Raw genomic sequence first — 17,197 nt, 5'->3', positions numbered from 1 at the left:
ATTTGCTCTTCCGTGAACCTTGATCGCTTCATTCTGTCCGTCCTTCGTTGGGCGGACTCTAGCTATTCCTGGAGGAGTTTCAGGGGGTCACGTCAACCGCGACTTCTACGGTGCAGCTTGGCATCTCGATCGCGCAGACAGTTTCCATATTCGCCCATAGGCACGCGCGCTTTCAACAGTCCACGCGCTTGCCGGCAATCTATTCAACCACCAACCGACATGTTTGTTATTTCGCCGGCAAGAGGCAGTGTTATCGGCTAAGACGTGCCGTTACCCTGCCTCGCCGGTAGCGATTTGACCCATGAATCTTCATCGTCCGAGCGAAGCCTATCTTTTCAGTTCAGACGCATGACCTCGGCTGACACGTAGAGGCTGTCGGATCCGATTTTCGGGACGATTGCGAAGTTTCTGTCCTCGATCTCGTAGAGATGCGCTACCAACGTATCAAACTCGATTTCGCAATCTGGGTAAGGCTGGATCAGAATCGCGCCTGAAACATGTAAGACGATATGGATGTCGCTACCGGCGGCAAGATCATCATACGAAACCATGGCTTCGCAATATGTCGAAGTTGTCGAGGGCGCACAAGTCACGGTAGCGGCTCCTACTCTCTGTGCATGAATTCTCGGATCATGCCAACAACAGCATCACGTTCCGGCTGACGGAGTTGCGCCCAAAGTTTGAGAATGGCGCGCTCAGAATGTGATCGGCCATTCGGATCGGGGTCGTTGTAAAGGTCTGCCACGCTGCATTGTAGAGCGTTGGCTATCTTGAGCAGGGTTGCTGCAGATACGCGATTGAAGCCGCGCTCATACTTTTGAACCTGTTGAAAGGTGACGCCGATGACTTTGCCGAGTTCCGCCTGTGTCATGCCGATAGCGGCTCGCCGATCTCGGATTATACCGCCGATCTGAACATCGATTTCTGTAGCTGTGCCGTGCGCCATGCTCACATTCTTTGCAGAGTTTCGACCAAGTCGCGAGTCTGATGTGGTGCGTGGCCGGCTGTGGCGGTGCTCCAATCCCGCTCTGTCGGCTGAGGCGAGAGACGAACTGGTGCATGATCTCATGCCGGCGCGCCGGGCGGTGCGGACGGCCTTGGCGGCTGAGGATACGGACGCTTTGGCCGCAGCGCGGCGCAGCGTCGACAAGGCCAAGGTGGGGTTGGGTGAGCGGGGCCCTGTGTGGTGGACCGACGGCTCGCCGGATCTCAATCGACACATGGCGCGAAACACTACCTATGCAGACTGGTTCGCCAGTCTGGGCGAGACGGCCGAATGACCACAGCACTCGACCGTTTCGTCCTAGCTCAAGACCCCGTGATCGAAACGGCGATGGCCGAGCTCGCGGCGGGTCGCAAGACAAGCCACTGGATGTGGTTTGTCTTCCCCCAGGCCCGGTCGCTGGGACAGTCTTCGACAGCCGCCTTCTATGGCATGGGATCGCTCGAGGAGGCCCAGGCCTACCTGGCTCATACGGTTTTAGGGGCGCGTCTCATCCGCGCAGCCCAAACCGCGACCACGGCGCCGGCGGCGTCGGTGCTTCAGCTGTTCGGATCGCCCGACGATCTCAAATTCCGATCATCGATGACGCTATTCGCCGCCGTGGCGGCCGATCCGAGCGTGTTCGACGCGGCGCTCGCACGCTGGGGCCTTTCGCCTGATCCGTTGACCGCAGAACTTGTGTTGACCGCCAGGACGGGACCGGATCGTCTTTAAACAACTATCAGAGGCTTTACGTGGCCTAGGCGTCGATAACTGACAAAGCGCCGTCGGGCAGCGGGCGCTGCAGCGCCTTGGCCGTCTCCCACGGCGCCGTCATCCAGGCCTCGATCTCGTCGGACTGCGTCAGGATCACCGGCATGGCCTTGGGGTGAACCGCGCCGACCTCGGCGTTAGGCTCGGTCGTCAGAAAGGCGAAGACATCGATCGTCTCCATGCCGGTCTTGATCTTGCGGACGCTCGTGTGGGCTTGGAGGTGGATGCCGGCGAAGAAGGCGAGCGGCTTGGGTTCGTCTCCCGCAAGCTTGAACCAGACGGGTTGGTATTTTCGGGCCGCATCACGGCCCGGTTCGCTGAAGGCAGTGAAAGGCACCAGGCATCGAGATGCCGGCGACAGATATGGGCGCCAATGGCCGGAGCTGGTGTTGCGGACGTTGGTCGTGCCGCTGTCGGGTTCGAACTCGAGGACTTTCTGAAAGTCGACCTCGCCGCCTTTGGCCCTTAGCTTGACGGCACGTCTCGTCGCATTGTCGAAGATCATCTTCTGGGATGACGGCATGCCCCAGCGCGCCGAAGCCAGAATGCGCTCTGCGCCCTCCCAGCGCACGATCGGCGCGGGATAGTCGGGATAAACGTCGCCCGGCGCGAGGTTTCCGACGGTCGATCGCATGGCGTTCGCCGCATCCAATATGGCTTGGGGGCCGGAGCGTTGGCGGTACAGGTTGCACATCAGGCTTTGGCCTTTTTCAGAGCCGCAGCCAGGGATTTGCGCTCCGCCTCATAGGTCGTCTCCGCCTCCTGACGCGCCTGATTCAGCGCGGCCTGTCGTTCTTCGAAATCAGTCCTTACCGCCTGATGGCGTTGATCCAGATCGGCCAGCGCCGCCTGCAGCTTTTCGATTTTGGCGGCCTTCGCCTTGGATGGTCCCCGAGGTTTGGCGGGTTTCGCCTTTCCGATCTTGCCGACATCGATCGCAAGCCCGCGCTCGACGACCTCGCCAGGAGAGGCTAGGGCGGCCTCGTAATCCGGTCCGCCGGAAAGCTGGCTGGCCAGGCCGGTTGCGAACAGATCTTGCTTTGAGCCCCAGGCCTCCAAAGCCTTGGGTCGCGAGCTTGTGGCGACGGTGAAGGCATGGAAGCCGTCGGACCAGGTGAAGACCTTCAGCTTGGCCGCCATGTCAGTCGATCAGTCCGCGACGCTGCATGTCCATGATGATGGGATCGGTCAGCGAAGCGATGACCTCCATGTCAAAGGCGTCCTCCGCTTCCGTCTCATCGGCAAACGAGCGTGGTTGGTTCTGGCGTAGGGTTGAAAGCCGCCAGGACGACTGGACCACCTGCTGCCGAGCCAGATGCTCGATGCGTTGAAGGCGAACGCCGGCGCGCGATCTGATGAGGGTCTTGCGTGTCGTCATGGTTTCAAACCTCCGGACCGGAACCTGACACGGCCCAAAGCGATTTTGAAGTCGGACCGATCGCGAAGTCGGCGCTAAGTGTTGCGCAAACCCTGCCGCCGTTCTTTCGAGAGCGGCGGCTTTGTCGTCTTTTGGACTGCCGGAACGCTTAGCGGTGGATCGGAGTTGGTTCTGCGGGGCCGGCCTGAGAGGGTGGCGGCCCGGTTGAATCCACCACCCCGTGCGGCTGGCCGCTTTATTTTCCCAAGCCGTGAAGCGCCCGCTGCGTCTCCCAAGGCGTAGGTCGTTTTGATGGGTCGGAAACGGTTCGAACTCCATAAGTCTCGTGGGTGACTTTTTGCGCGATCAGCTTGCCTCTAAAAAACATAATGACCGGTTCGACCTCCAAGCCCCAAAGGTTTTCGTTAACGACGTTTCCAAAACCTTATTCTGCGCGAAGCGGTTTCTTACGCAGGAGCATCACGGATGAACCTCTCACCGTAGACTGGTGGTTACGCTAGCAATCGTCGAGTGCTTCGTCACGACTCTGTTCTCTTTTGACTGGAACAAGCCGCAGGCCGAAGACGCTTTCTCGCCATACATGTATAACAAAACTTGAGAAACGCCGTCTCAGCGCGCGTTCCGAACGAGCGGCGCTTAATCGATCGTTCAACAGAGTTCGGATCGCCCGGCGGCTTTAGAATGTCGGTGGAGCCGTCGTCAGGATTCATTTCAAGACCTTGATCATAGCGCTGCATAAGCTGCTCGAGCATCCGAGCGGTCGCAACGCTCGGGAGGCTGGAATCCCTTGCTGTGGAGGCCAGCGACAGACCCAACCGGATAATGTCGTGCGCCGGGTTCCCGATGACCGTCTGGTCAAGGGCGCGAATCTGCACCTCGACCTCGCCCTGACGTCGGCGAACGGACCCAGATTCCCCAGGTGGCAATCGCCGCAGATCCAGATCGGCGGCCCTTGAGGGACCCCCGCCGGCGAGGCGTCCAACCAGTCGTAGAACTGCTGGGTGTTGCCGCGCACATAGGCGTGGGCAGATCGCGCCATCTTCAGTCGACCGGTCAGTTTGAGGCTGGCCGCGCGCTCGGAGACGGAGGGTATAGCGTGACGAGACATGGGCTTTCTTTCGCCATTCGCGAGGCGAGCGCTTAGTTTATCTCAGACACCCGCTTTCAAAGGCAACCGACTCAAAAGCGACGTGGAACAACGGCCCGGCGTCGATGACGTCGGGCCGTTCTGACTCGTCCCACTCGGCTCAGCCGAGCCGCGAGACCGGCTTATCGATACCGGGCGCGTTCCTTGATGATCTGCTCAGACGTGTAGGGCTTGGCGTCCGCATCGAAGCCAGACCAGCCCGATTGGCGATAGGCTTCACCGCGCGTGGCGGCGTCGTAACCGCGGCTGCCGTCCAGGATGGCTTGAATTTGTTGCGCCTCGTCGCCGTCGGCCTTGATGCTGACGAGCGTACCCCCACGACGAACGCCTTCCGAATAGACGTTCGCTTCTTCGTCGCTGTGACCGGATTCCTTCAGGGCGCCGAGGAGGCCGCCCGTCGCGCCGCCGGCTGCGGCGCCGACCGCCGCGCTGACCGCCGTCGAAGCGAGCCAACCCGCGGCGACGACCGGGCCGAGGCCCGGAATGGCGAGCATGCCGAGGCCCGCAAGGACGCCCGCGCCGGCGCCGAGCAGACCGCCGGTGGTCGCGCCCTTGCCGGCGCCATCGGCGACATCGTTTTCGCCGTCGCCATTACGATCGCCTAGAGGGCCGGCCTTGTGATCGCGGGATACGGAATGCCAGTTGTCGGCGTTGTTTGACACAATGCTGATCTTGTCGTGGTGAACGCCGGAGGACTCGAGTTTCGAGACGGCGTCCAGGGCTTCTGTGTGGCTGTCGAACAGCCGGGTGACGGTGGCCATGATGGGGTCCTTTGGATTGTTTGAGTGAGGTGGAAATCAGGCTGTGATTATTGGGGCGACACGACGCCCTTGTAATCGACCGAAACGGTGACGGGTTCGCCGCCCGAACGGGTGGCCTGGCCCTTCCATATGCCCTGGTCGTCCTGCATCAGGGGGCCGGAGATGACATAGCCTTGTTTCTCGATCGCTGCTTTCGCCTGACCTTCTGTGAAGGAGTTTGCGCCGGGCGTCAGGGCCGTCTTGTCAGACGTCTCCTGGGTGTCGACGGCCGGGTTCATCGGCGCTTCGGCGGAGGAAACGGCCGGGCCTTCGACAGGCGCATCGCTCCGCTCGTTGTTTCCGCAGGCGGTCAGCAAGACGGCGGTCAACGAGACGGCGAGGGCGGCTTTGAACATGGGTTTTCCTTTCAGGGTGAGCCATCAAAAGGGACCACCGCCGGCGTTCGTTCCGACGGCCAAGGTTGATACTCTCGATATATTAGGCGGCTGAACCTGTGCCGTACGGCGCATCGTCAGTCTGGCGCGGGCGATGGAGGGTCGGCCCTTCGCTAGCGAAAATTCCGCGTTTTTAGTCTGATCGCATCGAGGTGAAGATCGGGGATGTAGATGTCCCGGACCATGATCGCGCGAGAGGGCGCATCACGCGCATCCGGCGAAGCCCCACGATGGAATTCGTCGCCCCGTCCATCGGGCAGGGGGAAGGCCTCGCCACGGTCGCCGACCGAAGCGAGCAAACCCGATGCGTCGTGAAGTTTGGTCGCGACGATGTGGACGACGTCGCCCTCACGCTCATCGAGGCTGGGCCAGATGACCAGATTGGCCACGCCGGTCTCGTCTTCAATGGTGATGAACATGCCTCCCTTGCCGGGCTTCTGACGGACCAGCACGAGGCCCGCCACACGTGTCAGGCGGCCGTCGCGCAGGGCCGTCCCATCAACGCAGGTCATGACGTGCCGGGCTTGCAGATCGCCGCGCAGGAAGCTCAGCGGATGGTCGCGCAATGTCAGGCCGATGTGGCTGTAGTCTTCGACCACTTCCCGTCCGGGCGTCATCGGTTTCAGGCCCGGATCGCTTCTGGTCGTGGGCTTCGGCGGCAGCAAGTGCGAAGTGGCTTGAAGCTCGACGTAGGACATCAGGATTGAGCAGGGGTTTGGTCTTCCGGACAGTACCCGGGCGCACCCGTTGGCAAGCGCCGCCTTGGACAAATGTTTTCTTTTCGTTCTCGTCTTGATATGCACGCTGCATGTCCGGCGTCGCCACCCGCAAGATCGTCCATGTGGACATGGACGCCTTCTTCGCCTCGGTCGAGCAGAGGGATGATCCCGCCCTGCGCGGCCGGCCCGTGGCTGTCGGTCATGCGGCGGCGCGCGGCGTGGTCGCCGCCGCCAGCTATGAGGCGCGGCGGTTCGGGGTGCGCTCGGCCATGCCCTCCACAACCGCCCTGCGCAAATGCCCGGACCTCGTCTTCGCCCCGCCGCGCTTCGAGGTCTATCGCGCGGTCTCGGCGCAAATCCATGCGATCTTCGCCGACTACACCGACCTGATCGAGCCCCTGTCGCTGGACGAGGCCTATCTCGATGTGACTTCAGATCGGCGCGGCCTGGGGACCGCCTCGGCGACGGCGGAGGCGATTCGGCGGCGGATCCTCGAGGAGACCGGCCTGACGGCCTCGGCCGGGATTTCGTACAACAAGTTTCTGGCCAAGCTGGCGTCGGACCAGAACAAGCCGAACGGCCAGTTTGTCGTGGCGCCCGGGCGTGGCGAGGCCTTCGTCGAGGATTTGCCGGTCAGGCGCTTCCACGGCGTGGGGCCGGTGACGGCCGCGAAGTTGGAAGGGCTGGGGATCCGCACCGGCGCGGATCTGCGCCGCCAATCCCGAGCCTTTCTCCAGCATCATTTCGGCAAGTCCGGGCCCTGGTATTACGCCATCGCCCGCGGCGAGGACGATCGTCCGGTCAATCCCGACCGGACCCGCAAGTCGAGCGGTTCGGAAACCACCTTCGCCTCCGACCGGACCGATCCGGACGCGATCGAGGCCGGGGTAATGGCCATGGCCGACGATGTCTGGGCCTGGTGCGAGAAGACCGGCAGCCGGGGACGGACGGTCACCGTCAAGGTCAAATGGGCGGACTTCCAGCAATCGACGCGAAGCCGGTCCCTGTCCGAGCCTGTGGCCTCCCGCCAAGCCCTGCACGAGGTCAGTCGGGTGCTGGTCCGGTCCCTCTACCCGCCAAGCCGGGGCGTGCGCCTGGTCGGGGTAAGCCTGTCCAATCTGGAGACGACCGGCGCCGCGGCGAACCAACTGGTCCTGGCGTGACCGAACTATCGCAAATCGACCTGTTCGACGATGCACCCGCGCGCACGCCCGTGGTGGCGGGCTTTGACTATTGGGCCGGCGTCCTGTCGGCGCCTGAACAGGCCGCGCTTGTCGCCGCGCTCCAGACTCTGGCGTTCAAACCCTATGAACATCTGGGCTACCTGGGTCATCGCCGGATCGCCGCCTTCGACCGCGGGGGTGATGGCGCGGGTTGGCCGGCGTTTCTCTCGACCTTAATGGCGCGCTTGGCGGGCCGCCTCGATCTGAACGGCGCGGCCTTTGTGCAGGTTCTGGTCAATGAATATGCGCCGGGCGCCGGCATCGGCTGGCATCGCGACCGCGCCGTCTATGGGGAAATCCTGGGCGTGTCCTTACTTGCGCCCTGCGTGATGCGGCTGCGCCGTCGCCAGGGGGCGGGCTTCCTGCGTCGAAATGCGGCGCTGGCGAGCGGCTCGGTCTATCGCCTGTCAGGAGAGGCGCGCGCTGCTTGGGAGCATTCTATCACACCTATGACAGCCTTGCGCTATTCCATGACCTTCCGGACCCTGACGGCTTGACGATTGTTGGGTCGACTGACGTCCAGCGGTCCGGATCGGCTGGGTCAGGCAAGCTCGATCCAGACCGGCGCGTGGTCGCTCGCGCCCTCGGCGCCGCGCACCGCGCGATCGACGCCGGCGTCGGTCAGCCGTTCGGCCGCGAGACCGTTGAGCAGCACATGGTCGATCCGCAGACCGGCGTCGCGGCACCAGGCCTCGCGGAAATAGGACCAGAAGGTCCAGGGCGGCGGATCGTGCGGGAAACGCTCGCGCAGGGCGTCGGTCCAGCCCTGGTCCAGCAGGCGCTTGAAGGCCGCGCGGCTCTCGGGCTGAAGCAGGGCGTCGGCCTTCCACGAACGGGTGTTGTAGATGTCGGCGTTGGTCGGGACGACATTGTAGTCGCCGGCGAGCACGACCGGCGCTGCAGTGGCGTAGAGGGTCCCCGCATGGGCGATCAGCCGGTCGGCCCAGGCAAGCTTGTAGTCGAACTTGGGCCCGGGCCTGGGATTGCCGTTGGGCCAATAGAGGCAGCCGATCAACACGCCATTGACTGCCGCCTCAATATAACGGGCCTGTCGGTCGTCGGCGGCGCCGGGCAGCCGGCGTCGGGTCACGACCGGCGCGCCGATCCGGCTCAGGATGGCGACGCCGTTCCAGCGCGGTTCGCCGACCCAGACCGCGCTATAGCCGGCCGCCTCGAGCTCGGCGGCTGGGAACTGCGTGTCGGCCGCCTTCAGTTCCTGCAGGCAGACCACGTCCGGCTGGACCTGTTCCAGCCAGCCGAGGAGGTTGGGCAGGCGACGATTGACGCCGTTGATGTTGAAGGTGACGAGCCGCATCCCGTCACGGCGTCCGCAAGGCCGCCAAAGCAGCGCGCACATGGGAGGCGAGGGCGTCGGCCATCCTCCCCACGCCGGCGGCGTTGGGATGGATCCGGTCCGGTAAGACATAGGCTGGGTGCAGCGCGACACCGTCCATCAGGAACGGCATCAGGGGCGCGTTCGCCGTTCGAGCGACCTCGGGGTAGACTGCGTCGAACGCCCAGGCGTAGGCGCCGAACCAGGGCGACGACGCAAAGATCCGTCTGGGCCGGCACGTCCCGATCGAGCCGTCTCAGACCGTCCGTTGTCGTGTCGCCGGACACGCCTGCGCCGATGATGCGAACCGGGGGCGTGTGGGTCGCCAGTCGCGCCGCCAGTTGTCGCGGCAAGCTCTCAACCGGCTTGAGGCCGTAGCCGGCCGGTCAGGGAATCGCCGAGAACCGTTACGACCTGCTCAGTATTGCCCACAGGCGGCGCTCCCGTCAGCGTCTGATGTAGCGAGTGGGCCGAAACCGGATCTGGAGCGGTCGGCGAGCAGCGGGTTCATCGTCATGGCCTACCCAAAAGCTCGCCGAACCTGTCGTGTTCCTGCCAGATCGCCTGAAAACAATCACGGACTTCGCTATGGTGCGATCGGATGTCTGGCTGTCCATCGTGTCATGGCGGTAGGGCTCAAACGAAGGCCGTCGATCAGCCGTGCGGCTTCAGCACCACCTTCGTCCATTCGTTCGGATTGTCGTGGAAGTTCTTGTAAGCCTCTGGCGCCTGCTCAAGCGGCAGGCGATGGCTGATCAGATCCGTCGTGTCGATCTTGCCGTCCATGACCAGCTCAAGGAGCTGCGGCAGGTATTTCTGCACATGGGTCTGGCCGGTCTTGATCGTCAGACCCTTCTGCATGAGGGCGCCGATCGGCAGCTTGTCGCCAATCCCTCCATACACGCCGGGGATTGAAACGCGTCCTCCCTTGCGACACGCCATGATCGTCTCGCGCAGGACATGTTGGCGATCCGTTCCCAGCTTCGTTTCCTGCTTCACCGCATCGATGATGTTGTCGGGCGAAAAGCCATGCGCCTCCATGCCGACGGCGTCGATGCAGGCATCCGGCCCGATGCCGGCGGTCATCTCCATCAGGGCTTCGCGAACCTTGACCTCATGATAGTTGAGGACTTCCGCGCCATTCGCCTTGGCGAGCTCCAGTCGGCGTGGATGATGATCGATGGCGATGATGCGGCCGGCGCCCATCAATCTGGCGCTCTTGATGGCGAACAGACCGACGGGCCCGCAGCCCCAGATCGCCACCGTGTCGCCGGGCTCGATCTCCGCGTTTTCGGCCGCCATCCAACCCGTGGGGAAGATGTCCGACAGGAACAGGACCCGCTCATCCTCAATCCCGTCCGGCACCACGATCGGGCCGACGTCGGAATAGGGGACGCGGACATATTCCGCCTGGCCGCCCGCATAGCCGCCGGTCAGATGCGAATAGCCGAACATCCCGGCAGCCGGGTAACCGTAGGCGATCTCGGATGCGTCGGACTTGTCGGCGGGATTGGAGTTGTCGCAGGCCGAGAACTGCTGCTTGCCGCAATGGAAGCAGGAGCCGCAGGCGATCACGAAGGGGACGACGACCTTTTGGCCGACCTGAAGGCTCGTGTTGCCACGGCCGATCTCGACGACCTCGCCCATGAACTCGTGGCCGAGGATGTCGCCATTGGACATGCCGGGGATCACGCTATCGTAGAGGTGCAGGTCTGATCCGCAGATGGCGGTCGCCGTAATCTTGATGATCGCATCGCGGGGATTGACGATCTGGGGATCGGGGACCGTGTCCACCTGAACATTGTGTTTGCCGTGCCAAGTCAGGGCGCGCATGGGAATTCCTTCCTGGATCAGAAATGACGGTCGGCGCGCGGCGCCGCGTCGGGAGCCTTGGACGTCGCGATTTCGCCCGTCTCCATCAGCTGTTTGAAACGTCGCAGCTCGCGCCGGGCCTGCACCCGGGGCTCGCGCTGCATCACCTTGGCGACCAATTTGCCGACGGCGCCCGCCGGCGGGTCGTAGCTGATCAGGACACGCACCTCGGTTCCGCGGCCGAAGGCGTTGTCGCGAAACTCGATCCAGCCTTGGTGATCGACGTCGCTGTCTTCTGTGGAGCGCCAGGCGATGTACTCGCCGGGACGATCTTCGGTGATCTCGCTGACAAGCTCGATCTCCGCACCGGCCGGGCCGGCGACGCTCCAGCTCGATCGGAGGTCGTCCAGAAGATCCACCGACCTCACATTCTCCATGAAACTGGGCAGGTTTCGAAAGTCGCGCCAATACTCATACAGCGCCTGACGCGGCCGATTGATCATGACGGCGCGGACGCTGGTGGCGTCATAGGCGCCCTCCACATAATCGTCGTCATGGAAGGCTGGGGATTGGACGTCGGCGTCGGTTGAGAGGGGGGCGGACATCGTCGATGCCTCCTTGATGTTAAACGGTCGGGATCAGGCGGCTCGAGACTGGGGCGCGCCAGCGTAGCGTTCGAACTCTTCGGCGTAACGCGAGGCCAGACGGACCTGGTGGTGACCCTTGGCCTTCAGGGTCAGGAACCAATCGCTCTCTTCTTCGAACATATGGGTGAGAACGGCGCCTTCGATGTGGGCCCATTTTTCCAGCCAGGCGGGCTTTGAGGGCGCGATGTTTTCAAGCTCCGCCATCTGAGCCTTCGTCGTCGTCTGCTCGAGATAGGCGTGGGCCGCGTGCATCTTTTCGCCGGCCTGACCGAGGGCGGGATAGAGGACCAGCTCCTCGGCCAGCGCATGGCCGTTGAGCACGACCGCGAGCGCATCGCGAGCGGCGTTTCTTTCGACGGCGGTCTTGGCGGTTCGGCCGCTGGCGAAGGCCGCGCGGATAGCGTCGTGGTGATCGAGCACTAGCGAAAGCCAATCTCCCGCCTGTGAGGCGGCGCGGGCCTTTTCCGTCACCGCCTTGCGCGTCTCGTCGTCAGGCTGCGGGGTGACGGCGGCGAGCGATTTGTCGATGAGGGACATCAAACCTCCCGTGAAAGAAGGTTGAATACCCTCCCATGGGCGTCTGTTCCGACTGTCCAATAGCGGGCACAGCCCGTGGCTTCGGACCTGGTGAACTACTAAAGGTCGGAAAAGAGACCTTGGGAACAGTCTCAAGACTGTTTCGGTTTGCCAGGCTCCAACTCGTGGGAGTCAACCATGTTCATGCACAATAAGCGACTGATGTATACGGTTCGGGTGTCCTAAGCCAACCGCGGTCTCGCCACTCTGATGCTTGAGCGATTCGGAGGGCCGCAAGGCGAGCTCGCCGCCGCCATGCGCCACTTCACCCAGGCTTTGGCGGATGAAGATCCGGGCCGCAGAGACTTGCTGCTCGACGTCACCTCGGAAGAGTTGAGCCACCTCGAGGTCATCGGCTCGATCGTGTCCATGCTGAACCGAGGCGTGAAAGGCCAAATGGCTGAAGCCGCGATGCAAGAGGCGGATCTGTACGCCTCGCTGAACAGCGGCGGTGAAAGCCATACGACCTCCATTCTCTATGGCGGCGCGCCTGCCCTGATCAATTCCGCCGGTGTCCCGTGGACTGCCGCCTACATCGACTCGATCGGCGATCCCGCCTGCGACCTACGCTCCAACATCGCCGCCGTGTCCCGAGCCAAGATCGTCTATGAACGCCTGATCAACTGCACGGACGATCCCGGCGTGAAGGACGCGTTGAACTTCCTGATGACGCGCGAAGTGGCGCATCAGAAGTCTTTCGAGAAGGCGCTCTACGCCATGGAGCCGAACTTCCCGGCAGACAAGCTGGTCGGCCTGCCTGCCTTCGCTGACAAATACTACGACATGTCCTAAGGGGAGGGCGATGTCCGCGGTCCCTGGAATGAAGGAGCGCAGTGGGAGTTCATCGACGACCGTGAACAGCAGGGCGCCGTGGACGGGGCGACGGATCCGCGAGCGTTTCGTTGGGCGAGCTGGACGCCGCTGCCGTCCAGGCCTTTGCGCCCGAACGGCGTCCGATCCAGACGCCAATCCTGTGACCGGAGCGGATCTGGGCGCGGGGCCTGGCGCGGGTACGACAACAGAGCTGGTCGAGGACGACGTCCTGGATTAACCCATGTAAATGCGCCGCCGCCGGACAGTCGCAGGATATACTCATGCTCGAACCTTCGACACCGTCCGGCGAGGCCTCGCCTATTGTTGAGCCACGCGAGGAAATCCTGTCGCTCTGGCGGGCGTTCGGCGAGCTGTCCTTCGACAGTCGAAGCCGAGCTCTGCGGCTTGGCCAGATCCGCTCCGTAAGGTCGGGTGATGTCTATCGCCCGGAGGGTGAGATCGCCGTTGTATTGGAGGGATGCCTTCTTCTCGATAGCGGGAATCGGGGAACCTATTGCGGCGTGGCAGCGGCGGGCGACCTGATCGACATCGGCGGCGGAAGCCAAGGTCTGTGGCTGACGGACGGGTCGCTGTATCAGGCGTCCGTGTCGGCATTCTGTTCCGAAGCGGGCGAAGAAGGCTTTCGATTACTACTTGCCGGCGGAGCGGAGCGACTAAAGTCGATGGAGACGCGTCTGCGGTGCGCCATGGCCCATGGCGCGGTCGCTCGCGTTGCAAGCTTTCTTCTGGATGTTCACCGCGCCAGTGGTCGATCCGAGATCGCCTTGTCTCAAGCCAATATCGGCGAGTTGCTGAGCCTGCGCCGATCCAGCATCAATCAGGCTTGTCAGAGCCTTCGCGCCGCCGGCGCCCTACGCACCGTGCGGGGACGAATTCTTTTGAAGGACGAGGGCGTGCTGGCGAGTGCGGCCTGCTGCCGCTATCGCCCGACATTTCCAGCATTGCGAAAACGATAACGGCTCAGGCGGACTGACGCCGACGCTTGTTCGATTAGGGGTAACCAGACGCCGGCTCCCCGTGGCGAGGAAAGAGTCGCCGGTTACGGGTCCTGGAACGGCGCGCCGAACACGTAGATCCCCGCGTGAACAAGCTTTGCGATCAAGTCTGACGAGGGCGGCGCCTCAGCCGCATCCACATCCGCGATGCATTGCCCACTACGCCACGCCCTGACGCCCTTCGAGGATCTTCGCGACATCTTCGAACGCAACTTCGAACGGGGCTTTGAAACGGGTGCCTCGTTCTCGCCATAACAGCGGGTGGGTACGGCACGGCTTGTAAAGGTGTTCGACACAGATGTGCTGCGAATGACCGGCTTGTTGGCACCTGCGCTTCGCGGGCTCTTGGGCCCCATTCATCTAAGCGCCTATGGCTGGCGCGGGGCCGCGATCCGACGAAAATCAACGACTGACTTAAAGGAATACAGTCAGGACCAAGGGTATCGAAGGCAAGGTCGTTCTCATTACGGGCGGCAGCACCGGCATCGGCGCGGAAACCGCGCGTCTTCTCGCGCAACGCAGCGCCCAGGTGGCCATCGCCGCGCGGCACAAGGATAGGCTCGACGAGGTCGTCGCGGACATCGCCGTAGTTGGCGGCACGGCATGTAGCTACGCGCTGGACGTAACCGACAAATCGGCGGTCCAGTCCGTCGTCGCCGCAGTCATTGCCGACTTTGGCCGCCTCGACGTGCTGATCAACAACGCCGGGCTGATGCCAATCCGTCCGATGGCCGAGGTCAACACCGACGAGTGGGACCAGATGATCGACGTCAATCTGAAGGGTACGCTCTACGGTATCGCGGCGGCCCTTCCCGGTTTTCTCGAGCAGGGCAGCGGCCACATCATCAACCTGAGCTCGGTTGCGGGCATCAAGGTCTTCGCACCAGGCGGCACGGTCTACTCCGGCACCAAGTTCGCCGTCAGCGCGATCAGCGAGGGCTTGCGCCACGAGGTGGGGGAAAAGGTCCGGGTCACGTCAATCGAGCCAGGAGCTGTCGAAAGCGATTTGAAGTTCACGACCTCTGGCACGGCTGCCGAGACGGTGCTGGACTTCTACAAGCAGGCCATCCCGGCGGCATCGGTGGCGCGTGCTATCGCGTTCGCTGTCGAACAACCTGATGACGTCGACGTCAACGCAATTGTCATCCGTCCGACCGCACAGCAGTTCTGATTTCGACGAGGAGGCGGGGCCGCGTGTGCTCCGCCTCATGGGGAACGTATCGGCCCGCTTGTCCGTTACTTTGCAGAATAATGTGTCCGTTTCACTTGAGGAGTCATTTATGCCCAAAATTGCACTGTATGTACCGCTGAAGGCCAAGCCCGGAAAAGAGCGTGATGTCGCCGATTTCCTGACTTCGGCATTGCCGCTCGTTCAAGCCGAGGCGGGAACTCTGACCTGGTATGCGATCGAGGAAGGTCCAGGTGCGTACGCGATCTTCGATACGTTCGACACAGAGGAGGATCGGCAGGCCCATCTTGACGGCAAGGTTGCCGCCGCACTGATGGAGAAGGCAGAAGAACTGTTCTCTGAACCGCCGCAGATTCACAAGTTCACCCTGCTGGCCGCGAAATAGCCAACCGATCGGCACCCGCGTCGCTCTCACCGCCCGGGTTGGAGGGAATCCCGGGCGCGGCGGCGTGCGTTGAGCGGTGTTCCACGAATTGACCACGGAGACACCATGCGCACTACCCAAACGCTCGACCTGAACGACGCGGGAACGATCATCGATGCGGGGATCGCGGAGGCCGAGCGGATCGGCAACCCGATGAACATCGCGGTGGTGGACGCGGGTGGCTGCCTTCTAGCGTTCGCGCGGATGGACGATGCGTGGCGCGGCAGCGTCGACATCGCGATCGGTAAGGCGTGGACGGCGCGCGCGTTCGACGTCGAGACTATGGCGCTGGCGAAGCTCGCCCAGCCGGGCGCCGACTTCTACGGCATCCATGCCTCTAACGACGGCAAGGTGATGATCTTCGCCGGGGGCGTGCCGATCAAGGAGGGCGAGACGGTGATCGGCGCGGTGGGCGTGTCGGGCGGCACCGGCAAGCAGGACCAGAGGGTGGTCGAGGCTGCGGCGCAGGCGTTGGCGCGCGGCTGAACCTTGGAGCGCGGTGCCGCCTGCTCAGTCTACGGCGGTTCAGTCGACGCCGTTCAGTCGACGGCGGCGGACTCGTGCGCCAGGCGCGCCTCCCGCGCCGCGCTGGTCGTCTCCGCTTGGCGCTTTATTCCGCCGTTCTGGCGCGGTCATTCAGAAAGCTGCGGTGAATCAATCCCAGGACGGCCCTACGGGACGGAACCTCCCAGGTAGCAGAAGGTTCAGTAAACTGAGATCACTTCGAAGGGTGCGATGTCCTCCGCCGTTGCGATGGACCGGATCATCACCAAGCTCTCGATTTGATGACGCGTTGAGAAGAGCTGCGAAAGGAAAAGATCCGTGAAAGCTGTCGTGTACAACGGGCCCAAAGATGTTTCTGTCAATAACATCGATGATCCCAAGATCGAAAAGCAGACCGATGTTATCATCCGGCTGACCACGACCAATATCTGCGGGTCGGACCTTCACATGTATGAGGGCCGTACCAGCTTCGAGAAGGGCAAGGTCTTCGGACACGAAAACCTTGGCGAGGTCATCGAAGTCGGCTCTGCCGTAGATCGCATCAAGAAGGGCGATCGCGTGTGTATGCCGTTCAACGTCGGTTGCGGTTTCTGCGAAAATTGCGAACGCGGTTTGACAGGTTTCTGCCTCACGACCAACCCTGGAACCGCCGGCGCAGCGTATGGCTTTGCCGAGATGGGTCCGTGGCAAGGTGGTCAGGCCGAGTTGATGCGCGTTCCGTATGCGGACTTCAATTGTCTGAAACTGCCTGAGGACGCTGAGGAGAAGGAGGATGACTATGTCATGCTCTCCGACATCTTCCCGACGGGTTGGCATGGCGTCGAACTGTCAGGTTTCCTACCTGGCGAAAGCATCGCGATCTACGGCGCCGGTCCGGTCGGTTTAATGGCCGCGCACTCAGCCGAAATCCGCGGCGCCTCTCAGATCTTCGTGGTCGATTCTCACGATGACCGCCTAAAACTGGCCGAGGCGATGGGCGCTATTCCGATCGACATGCGCAAGGGCGATCCCGCCCAGCAGATCCTTGACGCGACGGGCGGCCTCGGGACTGATCGGGGGGTCGAGGCGGTTGGGTATCAGTGTTGCGATCGCCACGGCAAGGAGCGCAGCAACTACACGATGAACTGCCTCGTCAAAAGCACGAAGGCCACCGGAGGCATCGGCGTCGTCGGCGTGTTCATTCCGGAAGACCCGAACGCGCCCGACGATCTGCAGAAGGAAGGCAAGATGGCGTTCGACTTCGGCAACTTCTGGTTCAAGGGCCAGAAGATCGGCACCGGCCAGTGCAATGTGAAGCACTACAACCGGCGACTGATGAAGCTTATCGAGCAAGACCGAGCCAATCCTGCCCAAATCATCTCGCACCGACTGCCGCTTGATCAGGCGCCAGACGCCTACAAGCACTTCGACGAGCGCGATGCTGGTTGGACCAAGGTCGTGCTCAAGCCGGGCGCCTGACCTTAGT

Annotated in this window: 23 protein-coding genes and 1 pseudogene; 10 read left to right on the top strand and 14 right to left on the bottom strand. The window is 62.7% G+C overall.

What is annotated here, in order from left to right; translation table 11 throughout:
- Positions 1-335: 335 nt before the first annotated feature.
- Together HNP47_RS08170 and HNP47_RS08165 are read right to left on the bottom strand one after the other, a co-directional pair.
- Entirely contained in the window at positions 336-593 is a 258-nt protein-coding gene (locus HNP47_RS08170; protein WP_184279046.1) for a hypothetical protein, read from the bottom strand.
- Positions 594-604: 11 nt separating this feature from the next.
- On the bottom strand, positions 605-946 hold the full coding sequence (locus tag HNP47_RS08165) for a helix-turn-helix domain-containing protein (RefSeq protein ID WP_184279045.1): 342 nt from the start codon (positions 944-946) through the stop codon (positions 605-607).
- Positions 947-989: 43 nt separating this feature from the next.
- Between HNP47_RS08165 and HNP47_RS08160 the strand changes: the two genes are divergently transcribed.
- Positions 990-1,280: a hypothetical protein gene (locus tag HNP47_RS08160; RefSeq protein WP_311770049.1), complete on the top strand. Its 291-nt coding sequence runs from the start codon at positions 990-992 to the stop codon at positions 1,278-1,280.
- Positions 1,277-1,717, top strand: coding sequence for a DUF1810 domain-containing protein (locus tag HNP47_RS08155; protein WP_184279043.1), 441 nt, complete (start codon positions 1,277-1,279; stop codon positions 1,715-1,717). Before HNP47_RS08160 ends, HNP47_RS08155 begins: the two co-directional genes overlap by 4 nt.
- 25 nt (positions 1,718-1,742) lie before the next feature.
- On the opposite strand, the gene HNP47_RS08150 is transcribed toward HNP47_RS08155, so the two are convergent.
- The 7 genes and pseudogenes from HNP47_RS08150 to HNP47_RS08120 all read right to left on the bottom strand — a co-directional run bounded on the left by HNP47_RS08150 (position 1,743) and on the right by HNP47_RS08120 (position 6,279).
- Positions 1,743-2,450, bottom strand: coding sequence for an SOS response-associated peptidase (locus HNP47_RS08150; protein ID WP_184279042.1), 708 nt, complete (start codon positions 2,448-2,450; stop codon positions 1,743-1,745).
- The gene (locus tag HNP47_RS08145; protein ID WP_184279041.1) at positions 2,450-2,896 is read right to left on the bottom strand and encodes a hypothetical protein; all 447 of its coding nucleotides are present in this window, start codon (positions 2,894-2,896) and stop codon (positions 2,450-2,452) included. The genes HNP47_RS08150 and HNP47_RS08145 overlap by 1 nt, the downstream gene beginning before the upstream one ends.
- Position 2,897: 1 nt before the next feature.
- Complete coding sequence (locus HNP47_RS08140; protein WP_184279040.1) at positions 2,898-3,452, bottom strand: hypothetical protein; 555 nt, start codon at positions 3,450-3,452, stop codon at positions 2,898-2,900.
- Between the two features lie 200 nt (positions 3,453-3,652).
- A pseudogene (locus HNP47_RS16575) lies at positions 3,653-4,173 on the bottom strand (DUF2252 family protein).
- A 230-nt stretch (positions 4,174-4,403) separates the two neighbouring features.
- On the bottom strand, positions 4,404-5,042 hold the full coding sequence (locus HNP47_RS08130; RefSeq protein WP_184279039.1) for a hypothetical protein: 639 nt from the start codon (positions 5,040-5,042) through the stop codon (positions 4,404-4,406).
- Positions 5,043-5,089: 47 nt separating this feature from the next.
- Entirely contained in the window at positions 5,090-5,437 is a 348-nt protein-coding gene (locus HNP47_RS08125) for a hypothetical protein (protein WP_184279038.1), read from the bottom strand.
- Positions 5,438-5,589: 152 nt separating this feature from the next.
- Positions 5,590-6,279 carry a hypothetical protein gene (locus HNP47_RS08120; RefSeq protein ID WP_221414942.1) on the bottom strand — a complete coding sequence of 230 codons (690 nt, stop codon included), beginning with the start codon at positions 6,277-6,279 and terminating at the stop codon, positions 5,590-5,592.
- Positions 6,280-6,284: 5 nt separating this feature from the next.
- Here HNP47_RS08120 and dinB point away from each other — a divergent pair, with 5 nt between their 5' ends.
- The gene (gene dinB / locus HNP47_RS08115) at positions 6,285-7,358 is read left to right on the top strand and encodes a DNA polymerase IV (RefSeq protein WP_184279037.1); all 1,074 of its coding nucleotides are present in this window, start codon (positions 6,285-6,287) and stop codon (positions 7,356-7,358) included.
- Positions 7,355-7,915: an alpha-ketoglutarate-dependent dioxygenase AlkB gene (locus HNP47_RS08110; protein WP_311770048.1), complete on the top strand. Its 561-nt coding sequence runs from the start codon at positions 7,355-7,357 to the stop codon at positions 7,913-7,915. Before dinB ends, HNP47_RS08110 begins: the two co-directional genes overlap by 4 nt.
- A 44-nt stretch (positions 7,916-7,959) precedes the next feature.
- Here HNP47_RS08110 and HNP47_RS08105 read toward each other — a convergent pair whose 3' ends face one another.
- From HNP47_RS08105 to HNP47_RS08085, 5 genes are all read right to left on the bottom strand, one after another.
- Positions 7,960-8,733: an exodeoxyribonuclease III gene (locus HNP47_RS08105; protein WP_184279036.1), complete on the bottom strand. Its 774-nt coding sequence runs from the start codon at positions 8,731-8,733 to the stop codon at positions 7,960-7,962.
- Positions 8,734-8,737: 4 nt separating this feature from the next.
- Positions 8,738-8,884 carry a hypothetical protein gene (locus tag HNP47_RS08100; protein ID WP_184279035.1) on the bottom strand — a complete coding sequence of 49 codons (147 nt, stop codon included), beginning with the start codon at positions 8,882-8,884 and terminating at the stop codon, positions 8,738-8,740.
- Positions 8,885-9,405: 521 nt separating this feature from the next.
- Positions 9,406-10,584 (bottom strand): zinc-dependent alcohol dehydrogenase, encoded by a 1,179-nt coding sequence (locus HNP47_RS08095; RefSeq protein ID WP_184279034.1) that lies wholly within the window; start codon positions 10,582-10,584, stop codon positions 9,406-9,408.
- A gap of 17 nt (positions 10,585-10,601) precedes the next feature.
- Entirely contained in the window at positions 10,602-11,168 is a 567-nt protein-coding gene (locus HNP47_RS08090; RefSeq protein ID WP_184279033.1) for an SRPBCC family protein, read from the bottom strand.
- A 33-nt stretch (positions 11,169-11,201) separates the two neighbouring features.
- Entirely contained in the window at positions 11,202-11,747 is a 546-nt protein-coding gene (locus HNP47_RS08085) for a hemerythrin domain-containing protein (protein WP_184279032.1), read from the bottom strand.
- A gap of 249 nt (positions 11,748-11,996) precedes the next feature.
- On the opposite strand from HNP47_RS08085, the gene HNP47_RS16370 reads away from it, so the two are divergent.
- The 6 genes from HNP47_RS16370 (at position 11,997) to HNP47_RS16530 (ending at position 17,190) form a co-directional block, all read left to right on the top strand.
- Complete coding sequence (locus HNP47_RS16370; protein ID WP_260394652.1) at positions 11,997-12,578, top strand: manganese catalase family protein; 582 nt, start codon at positions 11,997-11,999, stop codon at positions 12,576-12,578.
- Positions 12,579-12,880: 302 nt separating this feature from the next.
- Positions 12,881-13,576, top strand: a complete 696-nt coding sequence (locus HNP47_RS08075; RefSeq protein ID WP_184279031.1) for a Crp/Fnr family transcriptional regulator — start codon at positions 12,881-12,883, stop codon at positions 13,574-13,576.
- 481 nt (positions 13,577-14,057) lie between these two features.
- Positions 14,058-14,786, top strand: a complete 729-nt coding sequence (locus tag HNP47_RS08070; RefSeq protein WP_184279153.1) for an SDR family oxidoreductase — start codon at positions 14,058-14,060, stop codon at positions 14,784-14,786.
- Between the two features lie 109 nt (positions 14,787-14,895).
- Positions 14,896-15,189, top strand: coding sequence for a putative quinol monooxygenase (locus tag HNP47_RS08065; RefSeq protein ID WP_184279030.1), 294 nt, complete (start codon positions 14,896-14,898; stop codon positions 15,187-15,189).
- A gap of 105 nt (positions 15,190-15,294) precedes the next feature.
- On the top strand, positions 15,295-15,714 hold the full coding sequence (locus tag HNP47_RS08060; protein ID WP_184279029.1) for a heme-binding protein: 420 nt from the start codon (positions 15,295-15,297) through the stop codon (positions 15,712-15,714).
- 336 nt (positions 15,715-16,050) lie between these two features.
- On the top strand, positions 16,051-17,190 hold the full coding sequence (locus HNP47_RS16530) for a glutathione-independent formaldehyde dehydrogenase (protein ID WP_184279028.1): 1,140 nt from the start codon (positions 16,051-16,053) through the stop codon (positions 17,188-17,190).
- Positions 17,191-17,197 lie beyond the last annotated feature (7 nt).

Origin of the sequence: Brevundimonas vesicularis, from assembly GCF_014204545.1 — a bacterium.
Taxonomy (GTDB): Bacteria; Pseudomonadota; Alphaproteobacteria; order Caulobacterales; family Caulobacteraceae; genus Brevundimonas; species Brevundimonas vesicularis_B.
Note: the sequence above shows the minus strand (reverse complement) of the source record. Positions and strands in the feature narration are given on the sequence as shown.

What these genes read in the sequence shown, in the direction of transcription:
- HNP47_RS08085 (WP_184279032.1), bottom strand. Translation starts at nt 11,747, where the DNA reads ATGTCCCTCATCGACAAATCGCTCGCCGCCGTCACCCCGCAGCCTGAC.
- HNP47_RS08095 (WP_184279034.1), bottom strand. Translation starts at nt 10,584, where the DNA reads ATGCGCGCCCTGACTTGGCACGGCAAACACAATGTTCAGGTGGACACG.
- HNP47_RS08130 (WP_184279039.1), bottom strand. Translation starts at nt 5,042, where the DNA reads ATGGCCACCGTCACCCGGCTGTTCGACAGCCACACAGAAGCCCTGGAC.
- HNP47_RS08075 (WP_184279031.1), top strand. Translation starts at nt 12,881, where the DNA reads ATGCTCGAACCTTCGACACCGTCCGGCGAGGCCTCGCCTATTGTTGAG.
- HNP47_RS08125 (WP_184279038.1), bottom strand. Translation starts at nt 5,437, where the DNA reads ATGTTCAAAGCCGCCCTCGCCGTCTCGTTGACCGCCGTCTTGCTGACC.
- HNP47_RS08140 (WP_184279040.1), bottom strand. Translation starts at nt 3,452, where the DNA reads ATGGAGTTCGAACCGTTTCCGACCCATCAAAACGACCTACGCCTTGGG.
- HNP47_RS08090 (WP_184279033.1), bottom strand. Translation starts at nt 11,168, where the DNA reads ATGTCCGCCCCCCTCTCAACCGACGCCGACGTCCAATCCCCAGCCTTC.
- HNP47_RS08105 (WP_184279036.1), bottom strand. Translation starts at nt 8,733, where the DNA reads ATGCGGCTCGTCACCTTCAACATCAACGGCGTCAATCGTCGCCTGCCC.
- HNP47_RS08150 (WP_184279042.1), bottom strand. Translation starts at nt 2,450, where the DNA reads ATGTGCAACCTGTACCGCCAACGCTCCGGCCCCCAAGCCATATTGGAT.
- dinB (WP_184279037.1), top strand. Translation starts at nt 6,285, where the DNA reads ATGTCCGGCGTCGCCACCCGCAAGATCGTCCATGTGGACATGGACGCC.
- HNP47_RS08100 (WP_184279035.1), bottom strand. Translation starts at nt 8,884, where the DNA reads ATGCCGTTCCTGATGGACGGTGTCGCGCTGCACCCAGCCTATGTCTTA.
- HNP47_RS08060 (WP_184279029.1), top strand. Translation starts at nt 15,295, where the DNA reads ATGCGCACTACCCAAACGCTCGACCTGAACGACGCGGGAACGATCATC.
- HNP47_RS08155 (WP_184279043.1), top strand. Translation starts at nt 1,277, where the DNA reads ATGACCACAGCACTCGACCGTTTCGTCCTAGCTCAAGACCCCGTGATC.
- HNP47_RS08145 (WP_184279041.1), bottom strand. Translation starts at nt 2,896, where the DNA reads ATGGCGGCCAAGCTGAAGGTCTTCACCTGGTCCGACGGCTTCCATGCC.
- HNP47_RS16370 (WP_260394652.1), top strand. Translation starts at nt 11,997, where the DNA reads ATGCTTGAGCGATTCGGAGGGCCGCAAGGCGAGCTCGCCGCCGCCATG.
- HNP47_RS08165 (WP_184279045.1), bottom strand. Translation starts at nt 946, where the DNA reads ATGGCGCACGGCACAGCTACAGAAATCGATGTTCAGATCGGCGGTATA.
- HNP47_RS08065 (WP_184279030.1), top strand. Translation starts at nt 14,896, where the DNA reads ATGCCCAAAATTGCACTGTATGTACCGCTGAAGGCCAAGCCCGGAAAA.